Raw genomic sequence first — 23080 nt, forward strand, 5'->3', positions numbered from 1 at the left:
GTCGAGTCCTTTCCCCGGGCCGTCACAGAATGCGCAGAGTGTCCCGGATGGCGAGGGTTGCTGTCCGGTGATGGGAGAGTGTCGGGTCAGGATGGTCCGTACAGGGGCGGGCGATTGACCCATTCGCGCGCCCGCCCCGTACTGCCGTACTGCCATCGAAAAGCGGTACTGCCGAAAAGCGGTGCTGCCGTGCGGTGTTGCCCACCGCGGTAGTGCCGGCGGCGGTGTTACCGGCCGCGGTGCGAGTCCCCGCGGTGTGACTCGGTGCGCAGGCGGAACCAGTAGAAGCCGTGGCCCGCGAGGGTGAGCAGGTACGGCCACTCGCCGATCGGCGGGAAGCGCACGTCGCCCGTGAGCTCCACCGGGACCCGCCCGTTGAACGACCGCAGATCCAGCTCGGTGGGCTGCGCGAAACGCGAGAAGTTGTGCACGCACAGCACCAGGTCGTCCCCGTACTCGCGGAGGAACGCGAGCACCGCCGGGTTCGACGACGGCAGTTCGGTGTACGAGCCCAGTCCGAAGGCGGGGTTCGCCTTGCGGACCTCGATCAGCCGGCGGGTCCAGTGCAGCAGTGAGGAGGGCGATGCCATCGCGGCCTCGACATTGGTGACCTGGTACCCGTAGACCGGGTCCATGATGACCGGCAGGTTCAGCCTGCCCGGATCGCACGAGGAGAAACCGGCGTTGCGGTCCGGGGTCCACTGCATGGGCGTGCGGACGCCGTCGCGGTCGCCCAGCCAGATGTTGTCGCCCATCCCGATCTCGTCGCCGTAGTACAGCACCGGCGAGCCCGGCAGCGACAGCAGCAGGGCCGTGAACAGCTCCATCTGGTTGCGGTCGTTGTCCAGGAGCGGGGCGAGCCGGCGCCGGATGCCGATGTTGGCCCGCATCCGCGGGTCCTTGGCGTACTCGGCGTACATGTAGTCGCGCTCTTCGTCCGTGACCATTTCGAGGGTGAGCTCGTCGTGGTTGCGCAGGAAGATGCCCCACTGGCAGCGGTCCGGGATCGCCGGGGTCTTGGCCAGGATTTCGGAGACGGGGTAGCGCGACTCACGGCGCACGGCCATGAAGATGCGGGGCATGACGGGGAAGTGGAACGCCATGTGGCACTCGTCGCCGCCCTTGGCGAAGTCCCCGAAGTAGTCGACGACGTCCTCGGGCCACTGGTTGGCCTCGGCGAGCAGGACGGTGTCCGGGTAGTGCGCGTCGATCTCGGCCCGGACCCGTTTGAGCAGCTCGTGGGTGCGGGGCAGGTTCTCGCAGTTGGTGCCCTCCTCGGCGTACAGGTACGGCACCGCGTCGAGCCGGAAGCCGTCGATGCCCAGGTCGAGCCAGAACCGCAGGGCGGAGACGATCTCCTCCTGCACGGCCGGGTTCTCGAAGTTCAGGTCCGGCTGGTGCGAGAAGAAGCGGTGCCAGTAGTACTGCTTGCGCACCGGGTCGTACGTCCAGTTGGACGTCTCGGTGTCGATGAAGATGATGCGGGCGTCCTGGTACTGCTTGTCGTTGTCGGCCCACATGTAGTAGTCGCCGTACGGGCCGTCCGGGTCCTTGCGCGACTGCTGGAACCACTCGTGCTGGTCGCTCGTGTGGTTCATCACGAAGTCGATGATCACCCGCATGCCACGCTGGTGGGCGGCGTCGACGAACTCCACGAAGTCGGCGAGGTCGCCGAACTCGGGGAGCACCGAGGTGTAGTCGGAGACGTCGTAGCCCCCGTCGCGCAGGGGTGAGGCGAAGAACGGCGGCAGCCAGAGACAGTCGACGCCGAGCCACTGGAGGTAGTCCAGCTTCGCGGTGAGCCCCTTGAGGTCACCCACGCCGTCGCCGTTGCTGTCGTGGAAGGACCGGACGAGGACCTCGTAGAAGACCGCCCGCTTGAACCAGTCGGGATCGCGGTCCTTCGCGGGGGTGTCCTCGAACGTGTCGTGGACGGGATCGTTGATCATCATGTGGTGGGTGACCCTCCGGTGGGCGGGGACGGTCGCAGAGCCGCCAGTACGTGCGCGGGCGCGCGGCCCGGCTCTAGACGCACGTAGTTGGCCCTGCCCCAGTGGTAGGTCTCGCCGGTGAGCTCGTCGCGCACCGCGAGGGACCCGTGCCAGTCGAGGCCGAGTACCGGCATGTCCAACGAGACCGTCGCCTCCTGGGTGTGGTGCGGATCGAGGTTGACGACCACCAGTACGGAATTGGCTCCCGCGTGCTTTGAATAGGCGATCACCTGGTCGTTGTCGGTCGAGTGGAAGTGGATGTCGCGCAGCTGCTGGAGCGCCGGGTTGCGGCGGCGCAGCCGGTTCAGGGAGGTGATGAGCGGGGCGATGCTGCGGCCCTCGCGCTCGGCGGCGGCCCAGTCGCGTGGCCGGAACTCGTACTTCTCGGAGTTCAGGTACTCCTCGCTGCCCTCCTTGACCGGCTCGTTCTCGCAGAGCTCGTAGCCGGCGTAGACGCCCCAGGTGGGGGAGAGGGTGGCGGCGAGCACGGCCCGCACCTCGAAGGCCGGTCGGCCCCCGTGCTGGAGGTACTCGGGCAGGATGTCGGGCGTGTTGACGAAGAAATTCGGCCGCATCACGGAGGCCGACCGGGTGTCGGCGAGCTCGGTCAGGTACTCCGTCAGCTCGGCCTTGGTGTTGCGCCAGGTGAAGTACGTGTACGACTGCTGGAAGCCGACGGCGGCGAGCGCGCGCATCATGGCGGGGCGGGTGAAGGCCTCGGCCAGGAAGATCACGTCGGGGTCGGACTTGTTGATGTCCGCGATCACCTTCTGCCAGAACACGACCGGCTTGGTGTGCGGATTGTCCACCCGGAAGATGCGGACGCCGTGGTCCATCCAGTGGCGCAGGATCCGGACCGTCTCCTCGACGATGCCGGCCATGTCGGTGTCGAAGTGCACCGGGTAGATGTCCTGGTACTTCTTCGGCGGGTTCTCGGCGTACGCGATCGTCCCGTCGGCGCGGTGGCGGAACCACTCCGGGTGCTTCTCCACCCAGGGGTGGTCCGGGGAGCACTGGAGGGCGAAGTCGAGGGCGATCTCCAGGTGCAGCTCGCGGGCCCGGGCCACGAAGGCGTCGAAGTCCTCGATCGTGCCGAGGTCGGGGTGCACGGCGTCGTGGCCGCCCTCGGTGGAACCGATGGCCCACGGCACGCCCGGGTCCCAACTACCGGCCGAGAGCGTGTTGTTCGGGCCCTTGCGGTAGGTGCTGCCGATGGGGTGGACCGGTGGCAGGTACACCACGTCGAAGCCCATCGCGGCGATCGCCGGCAGCCGCTCGGCGGCGGTCCGCAGCGTTCCGCTCACCGGCTCCCGGCCCGGCTCGACGACGGCCCCCTCGGAGCGGGGGAACATCTCGTACCAGGAACCGAAGAGGGCCCGCTTGCGCTCGACCAGGAGCGGCAGCGCCTTGGAGGCGGTGACCAGCTCCCGGTACGGCTTGCGCGCGAGCGCCGCCTCGACGGGGGCCGCGAGCGCGGCCGCGTACCGGACGGAGACCTCCCGGTCCTCGTCGCGCAGCGCCTCGGCGGCGGCCAGCACGTGCTGGCGGCCGTCCTTCTTCGGGATCTTCGCGGCGGCCCGGGCGTAGAGCTCGGCGCCCTCCATGAGGGTGAGGCCGACGTCGATCCCGGCCGGGATCTTGATCGCCGCGTGGGCCCGCCAGGTGGCCACGGGGTCGCTCCACGCCTCGACGGTGTACGTCCACCTCCCCTCGGCCTCGGCGAAGACGCGGGCCCCCCACCGGTCGGTGCCGGGAGCGAGTTCGCGCATCGGCACGGGGGGCCGGAGCCGCCCGCTGGGGTCTCGGAGCACGACATGGGCGGCTACGGCGTCGTGTCCCTCGCGGAACACGGTGGCGGAGATCTCGAAGACCTCGTCGACGACCGCCTTGGCGGGTCTGACGCCGCAGTCGACGGCGGGGCGGACGTCCAGCACGGGAATGCGACCGATCATGATGGGATCACCTGGGGGCAGTTCGCAGGGCTCGGTGACAACAGGCCAGCCGGAAGAGGGGCTGGTAGTGCACGCTCTGTTCGCTCTGTTTCTAGCCGCTCCGTGGACGGCTGGGCTGCGGGCATGGCCGCTCCTGTCCGCGTTCACTCGGGTGGCGGGAGAGGTACGGGTGCGGGTTTGCCGTGCGTGTACCCGGGGAGCCCTTCCCACTCTCATGCCGCCCAATCCGGGTGCTTGGTTAACTACTCGTACGTAGTGGCACGGGCAATACCAAGGCTCCGGTCGACATCCGCCGAGGCTCCGTCAAGTCGGCCGGGACTACCCGATGTGCACCGACACAACCCCCGTCGCACCCGCCTCACCGACCCCTCGCGCCAGGCTGTTCCCGTACGTCGGACCACCGGAGTTGGCGACGATGCCTCGTGTTGACGCTCCCGGCTGACCGGTCCGATCGACGGCTGATCCGACGGGGTGAATCCGGCCCGGTCCGACGCCGCAACGGGCGGGGGCGGGAGGGCGTCCGAAGCCGGGGGAGACGGAGGCGGGATGGTTCGGGGGCGGGGGCGGGGATAGCCTTCCGGGGGTTGATGCGCGGGTGCACAGCGTGGTGCGGCCGCTCCGATCCGTAATCCCCTGCGAAGGTGGAACACGTGAAGGCTATCCGTCGATTCACCGTGCGCCCCGTCCTCCCGGAACCTCTGATGCCGCTCGCCGATCTCGCGCGCAACCTGCGCTGGTCTTGGCATGCGGAAACCCGCGAACTCTTTCAATCCGTCGACCCCGACGGCTGGCAGGCCGCCGGTGGCGATCCCGTCCGGCTGCTCGGCGCCGTGTCCGCCGCCCGGCTGGCGGAGCTCGCCGGCGACCGGCGCTTCCTGCGCCGGCTCGCCGTCGTCACCGCCGACCTCGATGACTACGTCAATGGCGGGAGGTGGTACCAGAGCCACGAGAACGGCGCGGAACTCCCCGCCGCGATCGCCTACTTCTCCCCCGAATTCGGTATCACCGCCGCCCTGCCCCAGTACTCCGGCGGCCTCGGGATCCTCGCCGGGGACCACCTCAAGGCCGCCAGCGACCTCGGCGTCCCCCTCATCGGCGTGGGACTGCTCTACCGGCACGGATACTTCCGCCAGTCGCTCTCCCGCGACGGCTGGCAGCAGGAGCACTACCCCGTCCTCGACCCGAACGAGCTCCCCGTCTCCCTCCTGCGGGAGGCGGACGGCACCCCCGCCCGCGTCTCCCTGAGCCTCCCCGGCAACCGCGCGTTGCACGCGCACATCTGGCAGGCCCGCGTCGGCCGGGTCCCGCTGCTGCTCCTCGACTCCGACGTCGAGGACAACGACGCCACCGCCCGCGAGGTGACCGACCGGCTCTACGGCGGCGGCAGCGACCACCGCCTCCTCCAGGAGATGCTGCTCGGCATCGGCGGCGTGCGCGCGGTGCGGACGTACTGCGCCATGACCGGTCATCCCGCGCCCGAGGTGTTCCACACGAACGAGGGACACGCCGGCTTCCTCGGTCTCGAACGCATAAGGGAACTGGAAGGGGAGCAGGGCCTCGGCTTCGACGCCGCCGTCGAGGCCGTCCGCGCCGGAACCGTGTTCACCACGCACACCCCCGTCCCCGCCGGCATCGACCGCTTCGAGCGCTCCTTGGTCGCCCGGCACTTCGGCGAGGGCGGCGAACTCCCCGGCGTCCCCGTCGACCGGATCCTGGAACTCGGCGCCGAGTCCTACCCCGGCGGCGACCCCGGGGTGTTCAACATGGCCGTCATGGGGCTGCGCCTCGCCCAGCGCGCCAACGGGGTCTCCACCCTGCACGGGGCCGTCAGCCGGGGCATGTTCGCCGGGCTCTGGCCGGGATTCGACCCCGGCGACGTCCCCATCACCTCCGTCACCAACGGGGTGCACGCCCCGACCTGGGTGGCCCCCGAGGTGGTCCGGCTCGGTGTGCGCCAGATCGGCCCCGGCCGCACCGAGGACGCGCTGTCCGTCGGCGGCTCCCAGCGCTGGGACGCCGTCGCCGACATCCCCGACCAGGACATCTGGGACCTGCGCCGGGTCCTGCGCGAGCAGCTGGTGCAGGAGGTCCGCGACCGGCTGCGCGCCTCCTGGCTCCAGCGCGGGGCCGCCGACGCCGAACTCGGCTGGGTGGACTCCGTACTCGACCCGGACGTCCTCACCATCGGGTTCGCCCGGCGCGTGCCCTCGTACAAGCGGCTGACGCTGATGCTGCGCGACCCCGAGCGGCTGCGCAGGCTGCTGCTGGACCCGGACCGCCCGGTGCAGATCGTCGTCGCGGGCAAGGCGCACCCGGCGGACGACGGCGGGAAGCGGCTCGTCCAGGAACTGGTCCGGTTCGCGGACGACCCGCGGGTGCGCCACCGCATCGTGTTCCTCCCCGACTACGGCATGGCGATGGCGCAGAAGCTCTACCCGGGCTGCGACGTCTGGCTGAACAACCCGCTCCGCCCGCTGGAGGCGTGTGGCACCAGCGGGATGAAGGCCGCGCTCAACGGCTGCCTCAACCTCTCGGTGCTCGACGGCTGGTGGGACGAGTGGTTCGAGCCCGACTTCGGCTGGGCCATCCCCACCGCCGACGGCGTCGGCACGGACGAGGAGCGCCGCGACGACCTGGAGGCGAACGCCCTCTACGAGCTGATCGAGGGCCGGGTCGCCCCCCGCTTCTACGACCGGGCCGGCCGCGTCGGACTGCCCGTGCGGTGGATCGAGATGGTCCGGCGCACCCTCGTCTCGCTGGGGCCGAAGGTGCTCGCGGGGCGGATGGTACGGGAGTACGTGGAGCGGCTGTACGCCCCGGCCGCGCTCGCGCACCGGGCACTGACCCCGGACGCCGCGCGGGACCTCGCCTGGTGGAAGGGCCGGGTCCGGGCGGCCTGGCCGCGCGTCGGCGTCGAGCACGTGGAGGCGCTCGCCGCGGCTCCCGTGGGCGGCACCGCCGAACTGGGGGCCACCCTCACGCTCCGGGTGCAGGTGTCGCTGGACGCGCTGACCCCGGAGGACGTGGAGGTGCAGGCGGTCGCCGGGCGGGTGGACGCGCAGGACGTCATCCAGGGCGGACGGACCTTCCCGCTCAAGCCGTCCGCCGGGCCGGACCTCGAAGGGCGCTGGGTGTACGAGGGCCCCCTCGCGCTGGACCGGACGGGTCCGTTCGGCTACACCGTACGGATCCTGCCCGCGCACCCGCTGCTGGCGACCCCGGCGGAACTGGGCCTCCTCGCGAGCCCGTCCGACGGCGACGCGGGAACGGGCCCCGGGGTCCTGCTGCGGTAGCCCCCGCGGGTCAGGAGGCGGGCGGCGGGTCGACCAGCCGCCCGTCCTCCACGAACATCCCGGCCCGCTTCACGCTGCGCAGGGTCGGGATCACCTCCACCTGCCGGACACCGGCCACCGCGCCGACGCGCTCGGTCAGGTACGTGTAGAGCGCGTCGGTGTCCCGGCACACCACCACCGCCAGCACATTGGCCGCGCCGGTCACCACCGCCGCGTACGGCACCTCCGGATGGCCGCCGAGCGCCGCGCCCACCTCCGCCAGTTGCGCCGGGGCCGCGGTCAGCAACAGCGTCGCCTCCGCCTCGTACCCCAGCGCCGCCGGGACGAGCTCCACGTCGAAGTAGACCGCCCCCAGCTCCCGCAGCCGGTCGAGCCGGCGGCGCGCCGTGGACTCCGAGAGCCCGGAGGCCGCCGCCAGTTCCGGGTACCCGGCCCGGCCGTCGCGGCCCAGTACGGAGAGCAGGGCCAGCTCCGCCTCGTCCAGGCCGTACCGCTCCGGCGGCGGCGGGCCCTCGGGAGCCGGCCGCTCCAGCGCCGCCGCCTGCTCCGGACGCAGGGCCTCCAGGCCGAACCAGCGGTCCGGGCCGCCCGTGAACGTCCGCAGGATGGTGTGCGCGCTGACCCCGGTCACCCGGCGGGTGCGCGGCAGCTTGTCCAGCAGCAGCACGTCGCGGTCCTGCCGGGTCCGCGCCTTCGTCATGCAGTGGATCTCCGTGCCGCCCGAGCCGAGCTTCACCCAGGCGATGTCCGGCCGCCGGGCCAGCGCCTCCGCCACCGCGAGGGCCGCGTCCGGCGCGCACTGCACCCGCAGCCACGACTCGAAGAGGCCGACCCGGCGCCCCAGCGGCAGCCCCACCACCCGCAGCAGGCCAGCGCCGCGCATGCGGCGGTAGCGCCGCACCACCGTCTGGTCGGAGACCCCCAGCACCTCGGCGAGCCGGCTGAAGGGCGCCCGGCCGTCGATCATCAGCGCCTCGATCAGCTCCCGGTCGAGGCGGTCCGGCACGAGGTCCTGCTTGGCTCCGGTCATCGGTATCCATCATCCCAGGGGATCGTGTGACCGGAATCCGGCGGACCCCGGCCTCCGGCTGAAGGAACCGCCCGCCCGCCTGTCACCGTGGCGCCTTCGAACGACGAAGGAGAAACCCATGCGCAAGTGGCTGCCGCTGACCGCGGTCTGCCTCGGGGCGTTCATGCTGCTGGTCGACGTCACGATCGTCACCGTCGCACTGCCCGACATGGCAGCCGACATGCACAGCGCGTTCGCCGGCCTCCAGTGGGTGATGGACGTCTACGCCCTGGCCCTCGCCGCGCTGCTGCTCGGCGCCGGCGCGCTGGCCGACCGGATCGGCCGCCGCCGCGTCTACCTCGGCGGCCTCGCCCTGTTCGCCGTCGCCTCGCTCGCCTGCGGGCTGGCCACCGGGCCCGGTCAGCTGATCGCCTTCCGCGCCCTCCAGGGCGTCGGCGGCGCGGCCATGTTCGCCACCACCATGGCCCTGCTCAGCGCGGCCTACCAGGGGCGCGACCGGGGCGTCGCCTTCGGCGTCTGGGGCGCGGTCAACGGCGCGGCCGCGGCCGCCGGGCCGATCATCGGGGGCGTCCTCACCGAGCAGTTCGGCTGGCGCTGGATCTTCTTCATCAACCTGCCGGTCTCCGCGCTCGCGGTGTACGTCACCCTCCGCGCGGTCGGCGAGTCCCGTGACCCGCGCGCCAAGGGGCTGGACCTGACGGGCATGGCCACCTTCACGGCCGGCGCCGCCACCCTGACGTACGCGCTGATCCGGGGCGGCGAGGACGGCTGGACCTCGGGCGTCACCCTCGGGCTGTTCGGGCTCGCGGCCCTCGCCTTCGCCGCCTTCGTGGCGGCCGAACTGCGCGGCGCCCACCCGATGCTGGACCTGTCGCTGCTGCGCTCCCCGGCCTTCACCGGCATCATGGCGGGCGCGCTGCTGCTCTCCGGCGCGGCCTTCTCGTACCTCATGTACACCTCGCTGTGGCTCCAGTCGGCCGAGGGCCTGGGGCCGGTCGGCGCGGGGCTGGTGCTGGTGCCGCTGAGCCTCGCCTCGTTCGCGGTCTCCGCCGCGGCCGGCCGGCGGCTGCACGGGCTGCCGGCCCGGCTCACCGTGGGCGGCGGGCTGCTGCTGATCGGCGTCGGGGCGCTGCTCCAGGCGCTGCTGCTGGACGCGGGCGACGGCTGGCCGGCGCTGGTGCCGGGGCTGGTCGTGACCGGTGTCGGCGTGGGCGCGGCGACGCCGGCGCTGGCCGCGGCCGCGATGGCGGCGGTGGCTCCGGCCCGGGCGGGCATGGCGGGCGGGGCGCTCAACACCGCGCGGCAGCTGGGCAACGCGCTGGGGATCGCGGTCCTGGGCGCCGTCTTCCACGCGGGGTTGCGGTCCGGCCTCGGCGGCGGCGGGGCGCGGGAGACGGCGGAGACGGCCGAGGCCCTGGCCTCCGGCCAGGCGGGCCGGCTGATCGGCGCGGCCCCGACGGGTCCGGCGCGGGAGTCGACGGCCCACCTGGTGGACCTGGCCTTCGCGAGCGGCCTGCGGGAGACCTTCGCGGTCGCCGGCGCGATGGGCCTCCTGGGCGCGCTCCTGGTCCTGCTCCTCGTCCGCACGCCGCGCGCGGCGGCCGCACCCCCGACCGCCCTCCCGGCAACCCGCCCGACCCCCACCACGCCGGCGCCGGCCCGGACGGAAGCGAGCTGACCAAAGGCCCCGACCGCGGGCGCGGCCGGGCCGGGAAGGACCCCGACCGCGGGCGCGGCCGGGCCGGACGGCCGGTAGGAGCGGCCCTCACGGGTGAACCTTCGAACACGCTGAGCCCGATGAATCGTTTCAGCAGGCGCGTCCGCTCCTACGCTTCCCGCGGATGCCACCGGACCGGCATCCGCGGAACCCGAGAAACGGACTCCCCACATGCGTGTTCGCACCACCGCCGCCGCGCTCCTCGGCGCCCTCGCGATCGTCCTGCCCACCGCCGGCCCGTCGCTGGCCACCGACCACGACGGCCGCGACGGCCGCACCCTCGGCGAGCTGCACTACCGGTTCGTCGACGAGAACGGCTACGAGCGCCAGGCGCAGCTGCAGCCCGCCGACAACGACACCTGCTACCGGCTGACGCACACGTCGGAGAGCGACCCGGCCTACCAGGTGCGCAACGAGACCCGCTCCCTCGCGATCCTCTTCGACAACGCCACCTGCAGCGGCCGGGAAGTCGAGACGCTCGCCCCGGGCCAGCGCTCGCGCGGGAACCTGGAGGTCGCCTCCGTCCTCTTCGTCCCGACCGAGGACGACGAGTACCACGGCCGCCCGGACAACCAGGGCGGCGGGAACGGCAACTGGCAGCACGACGCGGACGAGGAAGAGGACCTCATGCGGACCGTCCTGCGCTCCATCGGCTGACCGGCAGGCACCCGCGGTCAATGGAACAGGGCCGCCCGGGGAGGTTTCCTCCCGGGCGGCCCCGTGCTTTCAGCGGTTCAGCCGTGGTTCACGTCCTGCCCCGGTGGGGTCAGAAGGTGAGCTTCCAGCTGTTGATGTAGCCGGTGTCCAGGCTGGCCTGGTCCGCCACCCGGAGCTTCCAGGTGCCCTGCGCCACCTCGGACGAGGCGTTGACGGTGAAGGACTGGACGATGTTGTCCGCGCTGCCGCCGGTGCGGTTGCGCAGGTTGTAGACGGTGCCGTCGGGGGCGACGAGGTCGACCTTCAGGTCACCGACGTAGGTGTGGACGATGTTCACGTCCACCTTGAGGGTGCTCGGGGCGTTGCCCGTGCGGGTCACGGCGATCGGCGACTCGACGGTCGCGTTGTCCGCGATCTGGTAGTCGTTCGTGTTCTCGAACACGTTCTGCTGCGACGTGCCGACGGTCCAGGTGAAGGACGTCGTAGCCGTCTTGCTCGCCGAGTCCGTCACCGTCACGGTCACGTTGGACGTGCCCGCGGTGGTCGGCGTACCGGAGATCAGACCGGTCGAGGAGTTGATCGACAGGCCGGCCGGCAGGCCGGTCGCCGCGTAGCTCAGCGCACCCGGGTTGGTGCTGGTCGCCTGGACCTGAAGGCTCACGGCGGTGTTGATCTGGGTGGTCTGGTTGGCGATCGGGGTCACCGAGACGCCGGACTGCGGCGGCCGGGCGCCGACACCGATGGCCGCCCAGGCGTTGGCCACGTTGTTGTAGGTGACCGAGTTGGCGCCGTACAGGTCGGCGGCGGCCTGCAGGGTCGCCGTACGGGCGGCCGCGTAGTTCGTGTTCGACTTGAACAGACCGGTGGTCAGTGCGCGGAACCAGATCTTCGACGCGGCATCACGGCCGATGGCGGTGACCGGCAGGCCGTCGGAGGTCGGCGAGTTGTAGCTCACGCCGTTGATGACCTTGGCGCCGGAGCCCTCGGAGGCCAGGTAGTACCAGTGGTTGGCCGGGCCCGAGGAGTAGTGGACGTCGATGCCGCCGAGGCCGGAGTACCAGGAGTCCTTGGACGCGCCGTCCTTGCTCGGCTTGTCCATGTAGCGCAGCGGGGTGCCGTCGCCGTTGATGTCGATCTTCTCGCCGACCAGGTAGTCGCCGACGTCCTGCGGGTTGTTGGCGTAGAACTCGACCGCCGCCGCCATGATGTCGGAGGTGGCCTCGTTCAGACCGCCGGGCTCACCGCTGTAGGTCATGTTGCCGGTGACCGAGGTCAGACCGTGGGTCATCTCGTGCGCGGCCACGTCGGTGGAGGTGAGCGGCTTGTTGTTGCCCTCGCCGTCGCCGTACGTCATGCAGAAGCAGGAGTCGTCCCAGAAGGCGTTCACGTACGCGTTGCCGTAGTGGACCCGGCTGTAGGGCGCGACGCCGTCGTTGCGCAGGCCGTTGCGGCCGTGCACGTTCTTGTAGTAGTCCCACGTGACGGCCGCGCCGTAGTGGGCGTCCGCGGCGGCGGTCTCCAGGTTGGAGGCCGCGCCGTTGCCCCAGATGTCGTCCGGGCCGGAGAAGAGCGTGCCGGTGCCGGAGGAGCCGCGGTTGAGGTTGTACGTCTTGTGGTTGCCGCGGCCGGTGTCGGTCAGCGTGTAGTTGCTGCCCGACTGCGCGGTCCCGAGGGTCACCTGGCCGCTGTACATGGTGTTGCCGGTGCCGGTCTCGATGGCCTGCCACTCGGTGATCTTCGCGCCGGTCTTGGCGTCGGTGACCACGTGCAGCTCGCTCGGGGTGCCGTCGTCCTGGAGGCCGCCGACGACGGTCTCGAACGCCAGGACCGGAGCGCCCTCGGCCGCCCAGACCACCTTGCGGGCGTTCTTGGAGGCCTTCGCCTCCTTGCCGCCCTGGGACTTGGCGGCGGAGATGGCCTGGCTCTCGGCGGCCGCGGGGGTGACCGAGGCGCTGGTGTCGACCTTGATCTCGTGGTTCGTCGCCTTGGTGACGCTCTTGGTCACGCCGTTCTTGGCGTGGACCGTGAGGTCGCCGCCGAGCACGGGCAGACCGTCGTAGGTGCGCTCGTACGTCGTGTGCGTCGTGCCGTCCGCATCCTGGACGACATCGCGGACGACGAGCTTCTCCTTGCCACCGAGACCGAGGGCCTTCGCGGCCTGCACGGTGGTGGAGTTGGCGCCGGCCAGGAGCGTCGCACGCTCCGAGGCGCTCAGGGCCTTGGGGGCCGCGCCCGGGTTGGACTGGACGGCCTTGGCCCCTGAGGACGCGGTGGCGTCTGCGGTGGCTGTACCTGCCTGAATGCCTACGGCGAGCATCGCGGCGGCGGCTATGAGCGCGCCGATGGCGGTGGAACGCCTGTGGGGGGTGGGACTCAACGCAGACTCCTTCTGCAAGGGGGGTTCCGGACGGCTGGGTGGGCCTCCGGGCAGAGCAGGCTGGTGCGATGAACGGATCGAAGAGTGCCAGTTACCGCACGCAATGTCAGGGCCGCGTCAAAAGGTTGGCTGGAAACGGTTCGTTGTCCGAGGAGACGTATCCGGTATCCGAACCATTCACCTTTGTGTGGGAGGGCGGAGGACGCCCCTTGGAATGACTGGTACCGGTTGTCATCTCTTGAGCAAGAAGCGCTCTCGTTAACCCGAACGGCACCTACCGTACGGGTGTTTGTCGTACTGTTTCCCGGTGCGACAGTCGCCCGTCGTTTGGGGAAGCCACGGGCACGCGCCACTGCCATAGACCACGTGCCAGGGGGGCCCTGTGAGGCATGTCCATTTTCCTGCGCAAACCGTGGCCGGTGCGGCCGCCGAGCCGGCTGGACCCTACACCGTGCCCGCGCGCCGCCTCGGGGACAAGGCGCGGTGGTACCTGCCCGCCGCCGTCACGGCCGACTTCCTCGGTACGGCAGTCCCCGTCGGGCTCGTCTTCGACGCGGCGCAGCAGGTCCGGCCCGTGTACTGCGCCGTCGGCGCCGCGCTGGCGTGGACCGGGGTGCAAGCGCTGCGGCGGCGTTACGCGGCCCGGGCGCTCGGAGAATCGCGCGGCGTGCTCACCGTCCTCCATGACTGGCTGATTCTGATCGGTGTCCTCGCCGTCGCCCGGGTGATCACCGACGAGAGCACCCCCCGACTGGCCGCCCTCGGGGCGCTGTTGCCCGCCCTGCTCGTCACCGTCGCCTGCCACAAGCTGACCTACCGCCACCTCTCCGCTGCACGCCGCGAGGCGCAGGCGGTCAGCCGGGTGCTGGTGGTGGGTGAGCCCGGGGCCGCCGAGGACGTCATCGCGCACCTGGCCGCGCGGACCGACCACCCGTACGTCGTCGTCGGCGTGATGCCGGTCGGCGCGGGCGCCCTGGAGAGCGGGGTGCCCGTCGCGGGCCGGCTGGCCCCGGGGGTGCCGGACGCGCCGAACGAGGACCAGGCCGCCGTGCTCGGCGCCGTCCGCGCCCACCACGCGGACCTCGTGCTGGTGGCGCCCGGGGCGCGGATCGCGGGGGAGCGGCTGCGCAGGGTGGCCTGGGCGCTGCACGACGCCGGGCTCGAACTGGCGGTGTTCCCGGGGCTGGTCGAGGTGTCAGTCAAGCGGCTGGAGACCCTGTCGGCCGGGGGGCTCGCCGTGCTGCGGGTCGCGCCGCCGGTGCGGCGCGGGGTGCAGACCCTGCTCAAGTCGGTGCTGGACCGCGTCGGGGCGGGGCTCGGGCTGCTGGCGCTGTCCCCGTTCTTCCTCGCGGTCGTGCTGGCGATACGTTTCTCCTCGCGTGGCCCAGCCTTCTACAACCAGCGCCGGATCGGCCGCGACGGGGTCCCGTTCGTCATGTGGAAGTTCCGCACCATGGTCGTGGACGCCGACCGGCTCAAGGCCGAGCTCTCCGGGGCCAACGAGAACGACGGCCTGATGTTCAAGATGCGGCGCGACCCCCGGGTGACCCGGGTGGGCCGACTGCTGCGCCGCACATCGATGGACGAACTGCCGCAGCTGTTCAACGTACTGACGGGCAGTATGTCGCTGGTCGGCCCGCGCCCGCCGCTGCCGGAGGAGGTGGCCCAGTACGACGAGGTCGAGCTGCGCCGGCTCACGGTGCGGCCCGGGATGACGGGGCTGTGGCAGATCAGCGGGCGGTCGGACCTCTCCTGGGACGAAACGATTCAGCTTGATCTCCAGTACGTCGACAACTGGTCCTTCACCAGCGATGTCGACGTCATGGGCCGTACGCTCCGCGCCGTCGTCGACGGTCGCGGGGCGTACTGAGGGGCCGGGTCCCGTGCGTCCGGCCCGGCCAGTCCGGTCAGCCCTGCTGGAGCCACCACTTGTACGTGGCGGCGATGCCGTCCCGCAGCGGGATGTCCGGCTGCCAGCCCAGCGAGGTCAGGCGCGACACGTCGAGCAGCTTGCGCGGGGTCCCGTCCGGCTTCGAGGTGTCCCAGGCGAGCCGGCCCTGGAAGCCGGTCACCTCGGCGACGGTCTCGGCCAGCGCCTTGATGGTGAGGTCCTCGCCGCAGCCGATGTTGACGGGCTCGTCGCCGTCGTAGGTGTTCAGCAGCACGGCGCAGGCGGCCGCGAGGTCGTCCACGTGGAGGAACTCCCGGCGCGGGGTGCCCGATCCCCACAGGGTGACCTCGTCCCGGCCCTCGGCCGCGGCCTCGTGGAACCGCCGGATCAGCGCGGGCAGCACGTGCGAGGACTCCAGGTCGAAGTTGTCGCCCGGGCCGTAGAGATTCGTCGGCATGGCGCAGATGTACGAGGCCCCGTACTGCTTGCGGTACGACTGGACCTGGACGACGCCGGCGATCTTGGCGAGGGCGTAGGCCTCGTTGGTGGGCTCCAGCGGGCCGGTCAGCAGCGCGTCCTCGCGGATGGGCTGCGGGGCCAGCTTGGGGTAGATGCAGGAGGAGCCCAGGAACAGCAGGCGCTCCACCCCGGCGGCGTGCGCCCCGGCGATGACGCTGAGCTGGATCCTGAGGTTGTCCTCCAGGAACTGCACCGGGTAGGTGCTGTTGGCCATGATGCCGCCGACCTTGGCGGCGGCCAGCACGACGGCGTCCGGGCGGACGTCCTTCAGGTACGCACCGGTCGCGGCGGCGTCCCGCAGGTCGAGCTCGGCCCGGCCGCGGGTGAGCACCTCGTGGCCGTCGGCGGTGAGCCGCCGGACGACCGCGGACCCGACGAGACCGCGGTGCCCCGCGACGAAGACGCGGGCGTGCGGGGGCAGAAGCGGCAGCGAACTTGTCATACCGCCGATGATGCCAGTCCACCGCCGCGGGTTTCGGGGGGAGTCCGGATCCCGCGTCCGCATCCGGCGGGTGCGCACCCCGGGCCCGGCCGCGCGGATCCGGCGCCGCCGCCGGACCGGGCGCGCCATGTACGGTACGCATCCAGCCCCGGGCCGGGGGCGGCGGCATGACTCCCCGCCAGACGGACGGCCGCCGGCAGCAGGTCGAGGCCGGGCCGGAACACAGACCGAGGCGCAGCCTCATCGCACGACAACCAACCCCAGGGGGACCCCAGATGGGCAAGACCGCACTGATCACCGGCGTCACCGGACAGGACGGCTCGTACCTCGCTGAGCTGCTGCTCTCCAAGGGCTATACGGTGCACGGGCTCGTGCGGCGGTCCTCCAGCTTCAACACGGAGCGGATCGACCACATCTACCAGGACCCGCAGACCGCGAACCGGTCCTTCGTGCTGCACCACTGCGACCTGTCCGACGGCGTCGCCCTCGTGAACCTGCTCCGCGAGATACGGCCGGACGAGGTCTACAACCTGGGCGCCCAGTCCCACGTGCGCGTGTCGTTCGACGCCCCCCTCTACACCGGCGACGTCACCGGCCTCGGCGCGCTCCGGCTGCTGGAGGCCATCCGGGCCAGCGGCGTGGACACCCGGATCTACCAGGCCTCGTCCTCCGAGATGTACGGCGCCACCCCGCCCCCGCAGAACGAGGGCACCCCGTTCCACCCGCGCAGCCCCTACGGCGCCGCCAAGGTCTTCGCGTACTGGACCACCGTGAACTTCCGCGAGGCGTACGACATGTTCGCCGTCAACGGGATCCTCTTCAACCACGAGTCCCCGCGCCGCGGCGAGACCTTCGTGACCCGCAAGATCACCCGCGCGGTCGCCCGCATCAAGGCCGGACTCCAGGACCGCCTCTACCTCGGCAACCTCGACGCGGTCCGCGACTGGGGCTACGCCCCCGAGTACGTCGACGCCATGTGGCGCATGCTCCAGCAGGACGAGCCCACCGACTACGTCGTGGCCACCGGAGTCGCCGCCACCGTCCGCGAGTTCGTCGAGGCCTCCTTCGGGCACGCCGGTCTCGACTGGAACGAGCACGTGCGCTACGACCCCAAGTACGAGCGCCCCAGCGAGGTCGACGCCCTGATCGGCGACGCGAGCAAGGCCCACGACATCCTTGGCTGGAAGCCGACGGTCCTCGTGTCCGAACTAGCGCAGATCATGGTGGACGCCGACATCCGCCAAGTCCAGGACCAGTTGGCCGGTGTGACGGTCCGTATCGACCGCTGAGGGCATATATTTCGCCTACGATTTGCCGTGTCCTGGTCATTCCCACAGCTCTGCGCGGTGTGGCCGGGGCAAACCTGCCGTATGTCCGTGGTGCGCCCTCCAGGCTGGACCCTGTTGCCTGCAAGTTGGTATGCAGTGGGTCAAGTGAGGTGACCGGGCCGAGGCCTGAGCCCTAGTCTGCGCCAGTACATATGGCTGTTCGGATAGTTCCAGCCATCAAACCGGGCAATTGCCCTGGGGGGCTCATGCGTAGATCCAGAGGGCTGACTGCCGCCCTCGCCCTGTCACTCGCCGGAGCGGGAACCGGCGTAGGCCTGGTGCTGATGCCGCAGGCGTCCGCCATCACCGCGCCCGTGGCCTTCACCGCCGACGAACTGCCGACCTGGCAGCCGAACGGCGTCGTCTGGGCGATGGCCCAGACGGGCGGCACCGTCTTCGCCGGCGGCACCTTCTCCGCCGTCCGCCCGCCCGAGGGCGCCGGCAGCGGCACCGAGCAGGAGGCCGTGAACTTCGTGGCCCTCGACGCCGCGACGGGCAACCCGACCTCCTGCACCCTCGCCTTCACCATCGGCGACGGCACCGCGACGGTGCGCGCGCTGGAGGTGTCCAAGGACGGCAAGACCCTCTACGCGGGCGGCTACTTCGGCGCCGTCAACGGCACGCCGGTCTCCAACGTCGCCGCGATCGACATCGAGAGCTGCACCCCCAAGGCGTCCTTCCACCCGGGCTTCCCCGCCACCGTGCGCGCGCTGGCCGTCACCGACGACACGCTGTACGCGGCCGGCGACTTCTCCGCCGTCGAGGGCCAGACCCGCGAGCGCTTCGCCGCGGTCGACGCCACCTCCGGTGCGATCAAGCCCTTCGTCGCCAACGCCGACGAGCCCGGCCGCGCCGTCGAGATCAGCAACGACGGCAAGAACGTCCTGCTCGGCGGTGACTTCTTCTCGGTCAACGGAGCCAACACGCACGCGCTGGCCGTCGTGAACGCCACCACCGGCGCCGTCACCAAGACGTACACCAGCATCCCGTCGAACTCCGTGGTCAAGGACATCTCGGCCGACGCGACGGGCTACTACGCCGGCGCCGAGGGCTCCGGCGGCGGCGTGTTCGACGGCCGCATGGGCCTCGCCACCGACTTCAACGAGAAGTGGCGCGACCGCTGCCTCGGCGCGACCCAGTTCGTGCTGCCGTACGAGGGCGTGCTCTACAGCTCCTCGCACGCGCACGACTGCTCCACCGAGCTGGAGTTCCCCGACGGCAAGCGGAACTTCCTGCTGGCCCAGCGCACCGACCACGAAGGCGCCGCCCCCGCGCCCGTGGACGGCTTCGTGCGCGGCCCGGCCAAGCTCGGCTGGCACCCCACCGCGAACGACGGCATCGGCGAGGGCATCGGCCCGCGCGTCATGGACGTGGCGGCCAAGGGCGACACCAAGTACCTCTGGGTCGGCGGTGAGTTCACCCTCATCAACGGCAAGGAGCAGCAGGCCCTGACCCGCTTCGCCTCCACCGGCGACGTCGGCGCCCCGACCACCCCGGTCGCCAGCGCCTCCAGCGTCAAGCCCGGCGAGGCCCAGGTGCGCTGGCGCACCAGCTACGACGCGGACGACAGCAAGCTGACGTACCGCGTCTACCGCAACGGCTCGGCCTCGCCGATCGCCACGGTGAGCGCGAACTCCCTGGAGTGGGAGCGCCCGCAGGCCTCCTGGAACGACACCACCGTCAAGGCCGGGCAGTCCTACAGCTACCGGGTGACCGCGACCGACGCGGCGGGCAACACCAGCGCCCTGTCGGCCTCCGTCTCCGTCACGGTCCCGACCTCGGTGCAGTCGTACCCCAACCAGGTCCGTGCCGACGGCGCCAACCTGTACTGGCGCTACGACGACACCGTCAGCCCGTACGTCGCCGACTCCTCGGAGGGCGGCAACACCAGCGGCGTCCAGCTGAACGCCCCGGCGCTGCGCCAGACCCCGGCGGCCGTCACCGGCACCAGCACGGCCATGGGCTTCAACGGCACCAGCCAGCAGGTGTACAGCGACCACCGCCAGACGGTCGGCTCCACCTTCACCGTCGAGACCTGGTTCAAGACCAACACGACGCGCGGCGGCAAGCTGGTCGGCTTCGGCAACAACAACGCGCGCAGCAGCGGCACGTACGACAAGCAGATCTACATGACCAACACCGGTCGTCTGATCTTCGGCGTGTACAACGGCTCCACCCGGACCGTCGCCACCGGCCTGTTCGAGACGTACAACGACAACAAGTGGCACCACGTCGTCGGTACGCAGGGCCCCGGCGGCATCACGCTGTACGTGGACGGCCAGAAGAAGGACTCGCTGAACGCGACGGGCAACATGACGTACGCGGGCTTCTGGCACGTCGGCGGCGACAACCTCGCCAGCTGGCCGACCAAGCCGACCAGCAACTTCTTCGCCGGTCAGATCGACGAGACGGCCGTCTACCCGACGGCGCTGACGCAGACCCAGGTCAAGAACCACTTCGACCTGGCGAAGGCCCCGACCGACTCGGTCTCCGAGGTCACCGCGACCGAGGACACCTACATCAACCAGGGTGCCCCGAGCACCGCCTACGGCGCCTCCAGCTCGCTCGCGGTGCGCGGCACCTCGGCGTACGAGACGTACCTGCGCTTCAACCTGCCGGCGGCGCCGGCCGGGCAGGTCCTGAAGGCCGCGTCGCTCCAGTTCAAGACCACGACGCAGGCCGGTGCCGGTACGGCCGACACCGTGTCCGTGGTCCCGGTCACCGGTACCTGGACGGGCGCGGGCACGACCTTCAACACCAAGCCCACCCTGGGCACCACCCCGCTCGGCACCATCGCGGGCGTGCCGGACGGCTCGGCCGTCCACAGCGTGGAGCTGGACACCGCGGCGGTCTCCGCGGTGCTGGGCACCACGTACAGCATGGGCCTGACGAGCACGGGCACCGACCCGCTGTGGCTCTGGTCCTCGGAGGCGACGGCGGCGGAGGGCGCACCGCAGCTGGTGCTCACCTTCGGCGTGAAGTAGCCCCCGACCGACCGACGCCGCGGGGCCCGGCTCTCCGGACCGGGCCCCGCGGTCCTCTCCACCCGAGAACCCGAGTACCAGTAAGTACAGGAGCCACCTGATGTACCGACGCTCCGCAGCGGCTGCTGTCCTGCTGGCCGCCGCCCTGACGCTGACCGGCTGCGGCTCGGACGGTGACAAGGCCGACCCCGCCGCGGCGGCGAAGCCGAAGCCGCCCGCCGCCTCGTCGGTCCCCGACCCGGCGGACTCGCCGGCCGCGTCGGCCGCCGCGCCCGACGCGAAGCCGACCGGGCCGGTGCTGCCGGACGCGAAGCTGACCCCGAAGACGGGCAGCTTCAAGCCCAACGAGAAGCAGTACCTGAGCGGCCGGGTGCCGGAGAAGACGGACCCGGCGGCGGTGCTGCAGAACGGGCAGGAGTCCTGCCAGCGGGTGGAGCGCACCGCGAAGCGCGACAAGGACGCGGCGACCGGCGCCGTCATCGCCGGGGAGATCCCGGCGGCGAAGGACGCGATCACGCACCTGTGCCCGGAGCAGAAGCCGATCCTGGCGGCGGCGGAGAAGGGCTTCCCCGACGGCACGCGCAAGTCGCCGGCGGCGGGCAAGTACCGGGCGCTGACCCAGAGCGCCACCTGCACCTGGGAGGCCAGGTCGAAGGACGGCGCGGTGGTCTCCTCGGGCCCGGAGGCGCCCCTCAAGGCGGGTGACAAGATCGTCGCCACGATCCCGTCGGGCACGGCCGAGTTCACCTCGACGGGCTGCTACGCCTGGATCCCCGCGTAACCGTCGCTCCACGCCAAGACGCCCCCGAAGGCCGCGAGTTCGGCCGCCGGGGGCGTTTCCGTGTCCGGACCCGGGGTAGCCGCGCCTTCACACGAGCGCGACCACACGAACGCGACTACGGAGGCGGGATCCATGGGAGGAATCGGCGGCTGCATCGCCCTGATCGTGGTGGGGGCTGTCCTCACCTTCGCGAGCGACTGGAAGATGGACGGCGTCAACCTCGACGTGGTCGGCCTGATCATGATGGCGGCCGGAGCCCTCGGCCTCGCGGTGTACGCGAGCGTCTTCAAGCGCCGCCGCGCCACGGCCGCCCTCCCCGTGGTGGACGAAACGCGGCGCGACGAGTTCTGACAGCCGGGCGGTCCCGCGCCGGTCCTACACCGGACGCCGCGCCCCCTCGTAGACCGGCAGCAGGGTGTCCAGGACGGCGTCCATCGAGAACGATCCGGCGGCCAGTCCGCGGGCCGCGCGGGAGGCCTTGTCGTTCGCGGCGGGGTCCAGCAGGTCGAGCACCGCCCGCGCGACGCCCGCCGGGCCCGGGTCCACCGCGTGGCCCGCGCCGGCCGCCGCGATGTCGCGGGCCAGCCCGTTGGAGTGCGTGACGACCGGCGGCACGCCGACCGCCAGGGCCTCCAGTACCGACATCGGGAACGGCTCTTCCACCGAGGGCAGTACGTACACGTGGGCCCGCCGCAGCTCGGCCAGGACCTCCTCGGCCGACAGCGCCCCCGGCACCGTGAAGCGCGCCGACAGCCCGAGCGCCCCGATCCGCGCCCGCACCGCCGCCAGCTCGCCCTCGTCGGGGCCGGCGACCACGAACTCGGCGTCCGGGTGCGCCGCGAGGACCGCCGGTGCCGCGTCCACGAAGTCGACCGGGCGCTTGCGGGCCTGGAGCCGCGCCGAGTACAGGATGCGCGGGGGACCGGCCGGGGCGGGCCGCTCGTCCTGCGCCGGGGTGCCGTTCACCAGCCGCACCGCCCGCGCGAGCGGGCCCCCGGCCACCGCCTCCAGGCCCTCGCGCTCGTGCGGGGTCAGGTACAGCAGGGCGTCCGCACCGCGCAGCAGCCGGCGTACCGCCACCGCGTCCAGCACCTTGGCCAGCGCCTTCCCGCTCGGGTCCACCATGCCGTGGGTCTGGAGCACCAGCGGCTTGCGCGCCCGCAGCGCCGCCAGGGCCACCGGCAGCGTCACCAGGTCCCGCGCCAGGTGTACGTGGACCACGTCCGCGTCCCGTACGAGACGGCCCGCCGAGGCCAGCAGGGCCGGGGAGGTCATCCCGCTGAAGCCCAGCGGCAGGATCCGCCGGGCCGGGAAGAGCTTCGCCGGGACGCCCTCGACCGCCGTCGGCCACGGCTCGGGGAACCCCTCGCCCAGCGCCAGCAGCCGCGCCTCGTGGCCCCGCGCCCGCAGTCCCTTGGCCAGGTTCAGCGCGACCCGGACCGGGCCGCCGAAGGCGTGCGAGGGGGAGTGCAGCGTAACGGCGTGCAGGACTCTCACTTGGGCTCCTCGACCGGGCGGCGCTGCCCGTCCATCGTCTGCAGGGTCAGCGCGGGAAGGTTTCTGTGGACGACCGCCCCGGCGCCCGCGACCGCGCACCGGCCGATCGTGACCCCGGCCAGCACGGTCGCCCGTACGGCCACCCAGGCACCGTCCTCGACCACGATCGGGGCGTTGCGGTAGCGGAAGTCGGCGGCCCGGTGGTCGTGCGAGCCGGTGCACAGCATGGCCTCCTGCGAGACGCACACGTGCGAACCGATGGTCACCGGCTCCAGGTTGAGCAGCCAGGCGCCCTCGCCGATCCAGGTGTGGTCCCCGACCGTCAGCTTCCACGGCCACAGCACCCGCACCCTGTGCCGGATCAGCACGCCCTCGCCGATCCGCGCCCCGAAGGCCCGCAGCAGCGCCACGCGCAGCCGCGCCGGGCAGAACCACGCCATGAACAGCGTGTTCATCACGGCGAACCAGAGCGCCTGCGTCAGCAGCCCGCGCCCCTTGTCGTATCCGGCCAGCGTGAACGCAGGAAGATCCCGCAACGGTCGCCCCTCCATCTGCCCCCCGGCGCCTCCCCGGGCGTCGCCCGCTCAGATTAGACTGCGCGCGGACCAGGCACATGGGGTG

15 protein-coding genes are annotated in these 23080 nt (G+C 71.7%); 8 read left to right on the forward strand and 7 right to left on the reverse strand.

Translation table 11 applies throughout. The annotated features are described in order from the left end of the window. Positions 1-227: 227 nt before the first annotated feature. Together treS and OG982_RS21280 are read right to left on the reverse strand one after the other, a co-directional pair. On the reverse strand, positions 228-1952 hold the full coding sequence (treS, locus tag OG982_RS21275) for a maltose alpha-D-glucosyltransferase (RefSeq protein WP_266949101.1): 1725 nt from the start codon (positions 1950-1952) through the stop codon (positions 228-230). Further along, positions 1949-3943: an alpha-1,4-glucan--maltose-1-phosphate maltosyltransferase gene (locus OG982_RS21280; protein ID WP_266949103.1), complete on the reverse strand. Its 1995-nt coding sequence runs from the start codon at positions 3941-3943 to the stop codon at positions 1949-1951. The genes treS and OG982_RS21280 overlap by 4 nt, the downstream gene beginning before the upstream one ends. 650 nt (positions 3944-4593) lie before the next feature. On the opposite strand from OG982_RS21280, the gene glgP reads away from it, so the two are divergent. Further along, a complete protein-coding gene (gene glgP / locus OG982_RS21285; protein WP_266784385.1) occupies positions 4594-7236 on the forward strand; it encodes an alpha-glucan family phosphorylase in 2643 nt (880 codons plus the stop codon). A 10-nt stretch (positions 7237-7246) separates the two neighbouring features. Here the strand turns inward: glgP and OG982_RS21290 are convergent, their stop codons facing one another. Further along, on the reverse strand, positions 7247-8266 hold the full coding sequence (locus OG982_RS21290; RefSeq protein ID WP_266784383.1) for an Lrp/AsnC family transcriptional regulator: 1020 nt from the start codon (positions 8264-8266) through the stop codon (positions 7247-7249). 118 nt (positions 8267-8384) lie between these two features. Here OG982_RS21290 and OG982_RS21295 point away from each other — a divergent pair, with 118 nt between their 5' ends. Further along, the gene (locus tag OG982_RS21295; RefSeq protein ID WP_266784380.1) at positions 8385-9944 is read left to right on the forward strand and encodes an MFS transporter; all 1560 of its coding nucleotides are present in this window, start codon (positions 8385-8387) and stop codon (positions 9942-9944) included. 210 nt (positions 9945-10154) lie between these two features. Continuing rightward, positions 10155-10640, forward strand: coding sequence for a hypothetical protein (locus OG982_RS21300; protein ID WP_266784378.1), 486 nt, complete (start codon positions 10155-10157; stop codon positions 10638-10640). Positions 10641-10749: 109 nt separating this feature from the next. Here the strand turns inward: OG982_RS21300 and OG982_RS21305 are convergent, their stop codons facing one another. Further along, a complete protein-coding gene (locus OG982_RS21305) occupies positions 10750-13017 on the reverse strand; it encodes a M4 family metallopeptidase (RefSeq protein ID WP_266949105.1) in 2268 nt (755 codons plus the stop codon). A 451-nt stretch (positions 13018-13468) separates the two neighbouring features. Between OG982_RS21305 and OG982_RS21310 the strand changes: the two genes are divergently transcribed. Next, on the forward strand, positions 13469-14887 hold the full coding sequence (locus OG982_RS21310) for a sugar transferase (protein WP_266784374.1): 1419 nt from the start codon (positions 13469-13471) through the stop codon (positions 14885-14887). A gap of 37 nt (positions 14888-14924) precedes the next feature. Here the strand turns inward: OG982_RS21310 and OG982_RS21315 are convergent, their stop codons facing one another. Continuing rightward, entirely contained in the window at positions 14925-15869 is a 945-nt protein-coding gene (locus OG982_RS21315; protein ID WP_266949106.1) for a GDP-L-fucose synthase, read from the reverse strand. Between the two features lie 275 nt (positions 15870-16144). Between OG982_RS21315 and gmd the strand changes: the two genes are divergently transcribed. The 4 genes from gmd to OG982_RS21335 all read left to right on the forward strand — a co-directional run bounded on the left by gmd (position 16145) and on the right by OG982_RS21335 (position 21313). Then, on the forward strand, positions 16145-17158 hold the full coding sequence (gene gmd / locus OG982_RS21320; protein ID WP_266784370.1) for a GDP-mannose 4,6-dehydratase: 1014 nt from the start codon (positions 16145-16147) through the stop codon (positions 17156-17158). Positions 17159-17403: 245 nt separating this feature from the next. Next, positions 17404-20181 carry a LamG-like jellyroll fold domain-containing protein gene (locus OG982_RS21325; protein ID WP_266949108.1) on the forward strand — a complete coding sequence of 926 codons (2778 nt, stop codon included), beginning with the start codon at positions 17404-17406 and terminating at the stop codon, positions 20179-20181. 100 nt (positions 20182-20281) lie between these two features. Further along, the gene (locus OG982_RS21330; RefSeq protein WP_266784366.1) at positions 20282-20962 is read left to right on the forward strand and encodes a hypothetical protein; all 681 of its coding nucleotides are present in this window, start codon (positions 20282-20284) and stop codon (positions 20960-20962) included. A 132-nt stretch (positions 20963-21094) separates the two neighbouring features. Continuing rightward, positions 21095-21313 (forward strand): DUF6458 family protein, encoded by a 219-nt coding sequence (locus tag OG982_RS21335; RefSeq protein WP_266784364.1) that lies wholly within the window; start codon positions 21095-21097, stop codon positions 21311-21313. 24 nt (positions 21314-21337) lie between these two features. On the opposite strand, the gene OG982_RS21340 is transcribed toward OG982_RS21335, so the two are convergent. Then, positions 21338-22459: a glycosyltransferase gene (locus tag OG982_RS21340; protein WP_266784362.1), complete on the reverse strand. Its 1122-nt coding sequence runs from the start codon at positions 22457-22459 to the stop codon at positions 21338-21340. After that, a complete protein-coding gene (locus OG982_RS21345; protein WP_266784360.1) occupies positions 22456-23010 on the reverse strand; it encodes a WcaF family extracellular polysaccharide biosynthesis acetyltransferase in 555 nt (184 codons plus the stop codon). The genes OG982_RS21340 and OG982_RS21345 overlap by 4 nt, the downstream gene beginning before the upstream one ends. Positions 23011-23080 lie beyond the last annotated feature (70 nt).

The organism is Streptomyces sp. NBC_01551, from assembly GCF_026339935.1.
In the GTDB taxonomy this organism is placed as follows: domain Bacteria; phylum Actinomycetota; class Actinomycetes; order Streptomycetales; family Streptomycetaceae; genus Streptomyces.

Coding starts and splice junctions, on each gene's coding strand:
- treS (WP_266949101.1), bottom strand. CDS start 1,952: ATGATGATCAACGATCCCGTCCACGACACGTTCGAGGACACCCCCGCG.
- OG982_RS21280 (WP_266949103.1), bottom strand. CDS start 3,943: ATGATCGGTCGCATTCCCGTGCTGGACGTCCGCCCCGCCGTCGACTGC.
- OG982_RS21290 (WP_266784383.1), bottom strand. CDS start 8,266: ATGACCGGAGCCAAGCAGGACCTCGTGCCGGACCGCCTCGACCGGGAG.
- OG982_RS21295 (WP_266784380.1), top strand. CDS start 8,385: ATGCGCAAGTGGCTGCCGCTGACCGCGGTCTGCCTCGGGGCGTTCATG.
- OG982_RS21300 (WP_266784378.1), top strand. CDS start 10,155: ATGCGTGTTCGCACCACCGCCGCCGCGCTCCTCGGCGCCCTCGCGATC.
- OG982_RS21315 (WP_266949106.1), bottom strand. CDS start 15,869: ATGACAAGTTCGCTGCCGCTTCTGCCCCCGCACGCCCGCGTCTTCGTC.
- gmd (WP_266784370.1), top strand. CDS start 16,145: ATGGGCAAGACCGCACTGATCACCGGCGTCACCGGACAGGACGGCTCG.
- OG982_RS21325 (WP_266949108.1), top strand. CDS start 17,404: ATGCGTAGATCCAGAGGGCTGACTGCCGCCCTCGCCCTGTCACTCGCC.
- OG982_RS21330 (WP_266784366.1), top strand. CDS start 20,282: ATGTACCGACGCTCCGCAGCGGCTGCTGTCCTGCTGGCCGCCGCCCTG.
- OG982_RS21335 (WP_266784364.1), top strand. CDS start 21,095: ATGGGAGGAATCGGCGGCTGCATCGCCCTGATCGTGGTGGGGGCTGTC.
- OG982_RS21345 (WP_266784360.1), bottom strand. CDS start 23,010: ATGGAGGGGCGACCGTTGCGGGATCTTCCTGCGTTCACGCTGGCCGGA.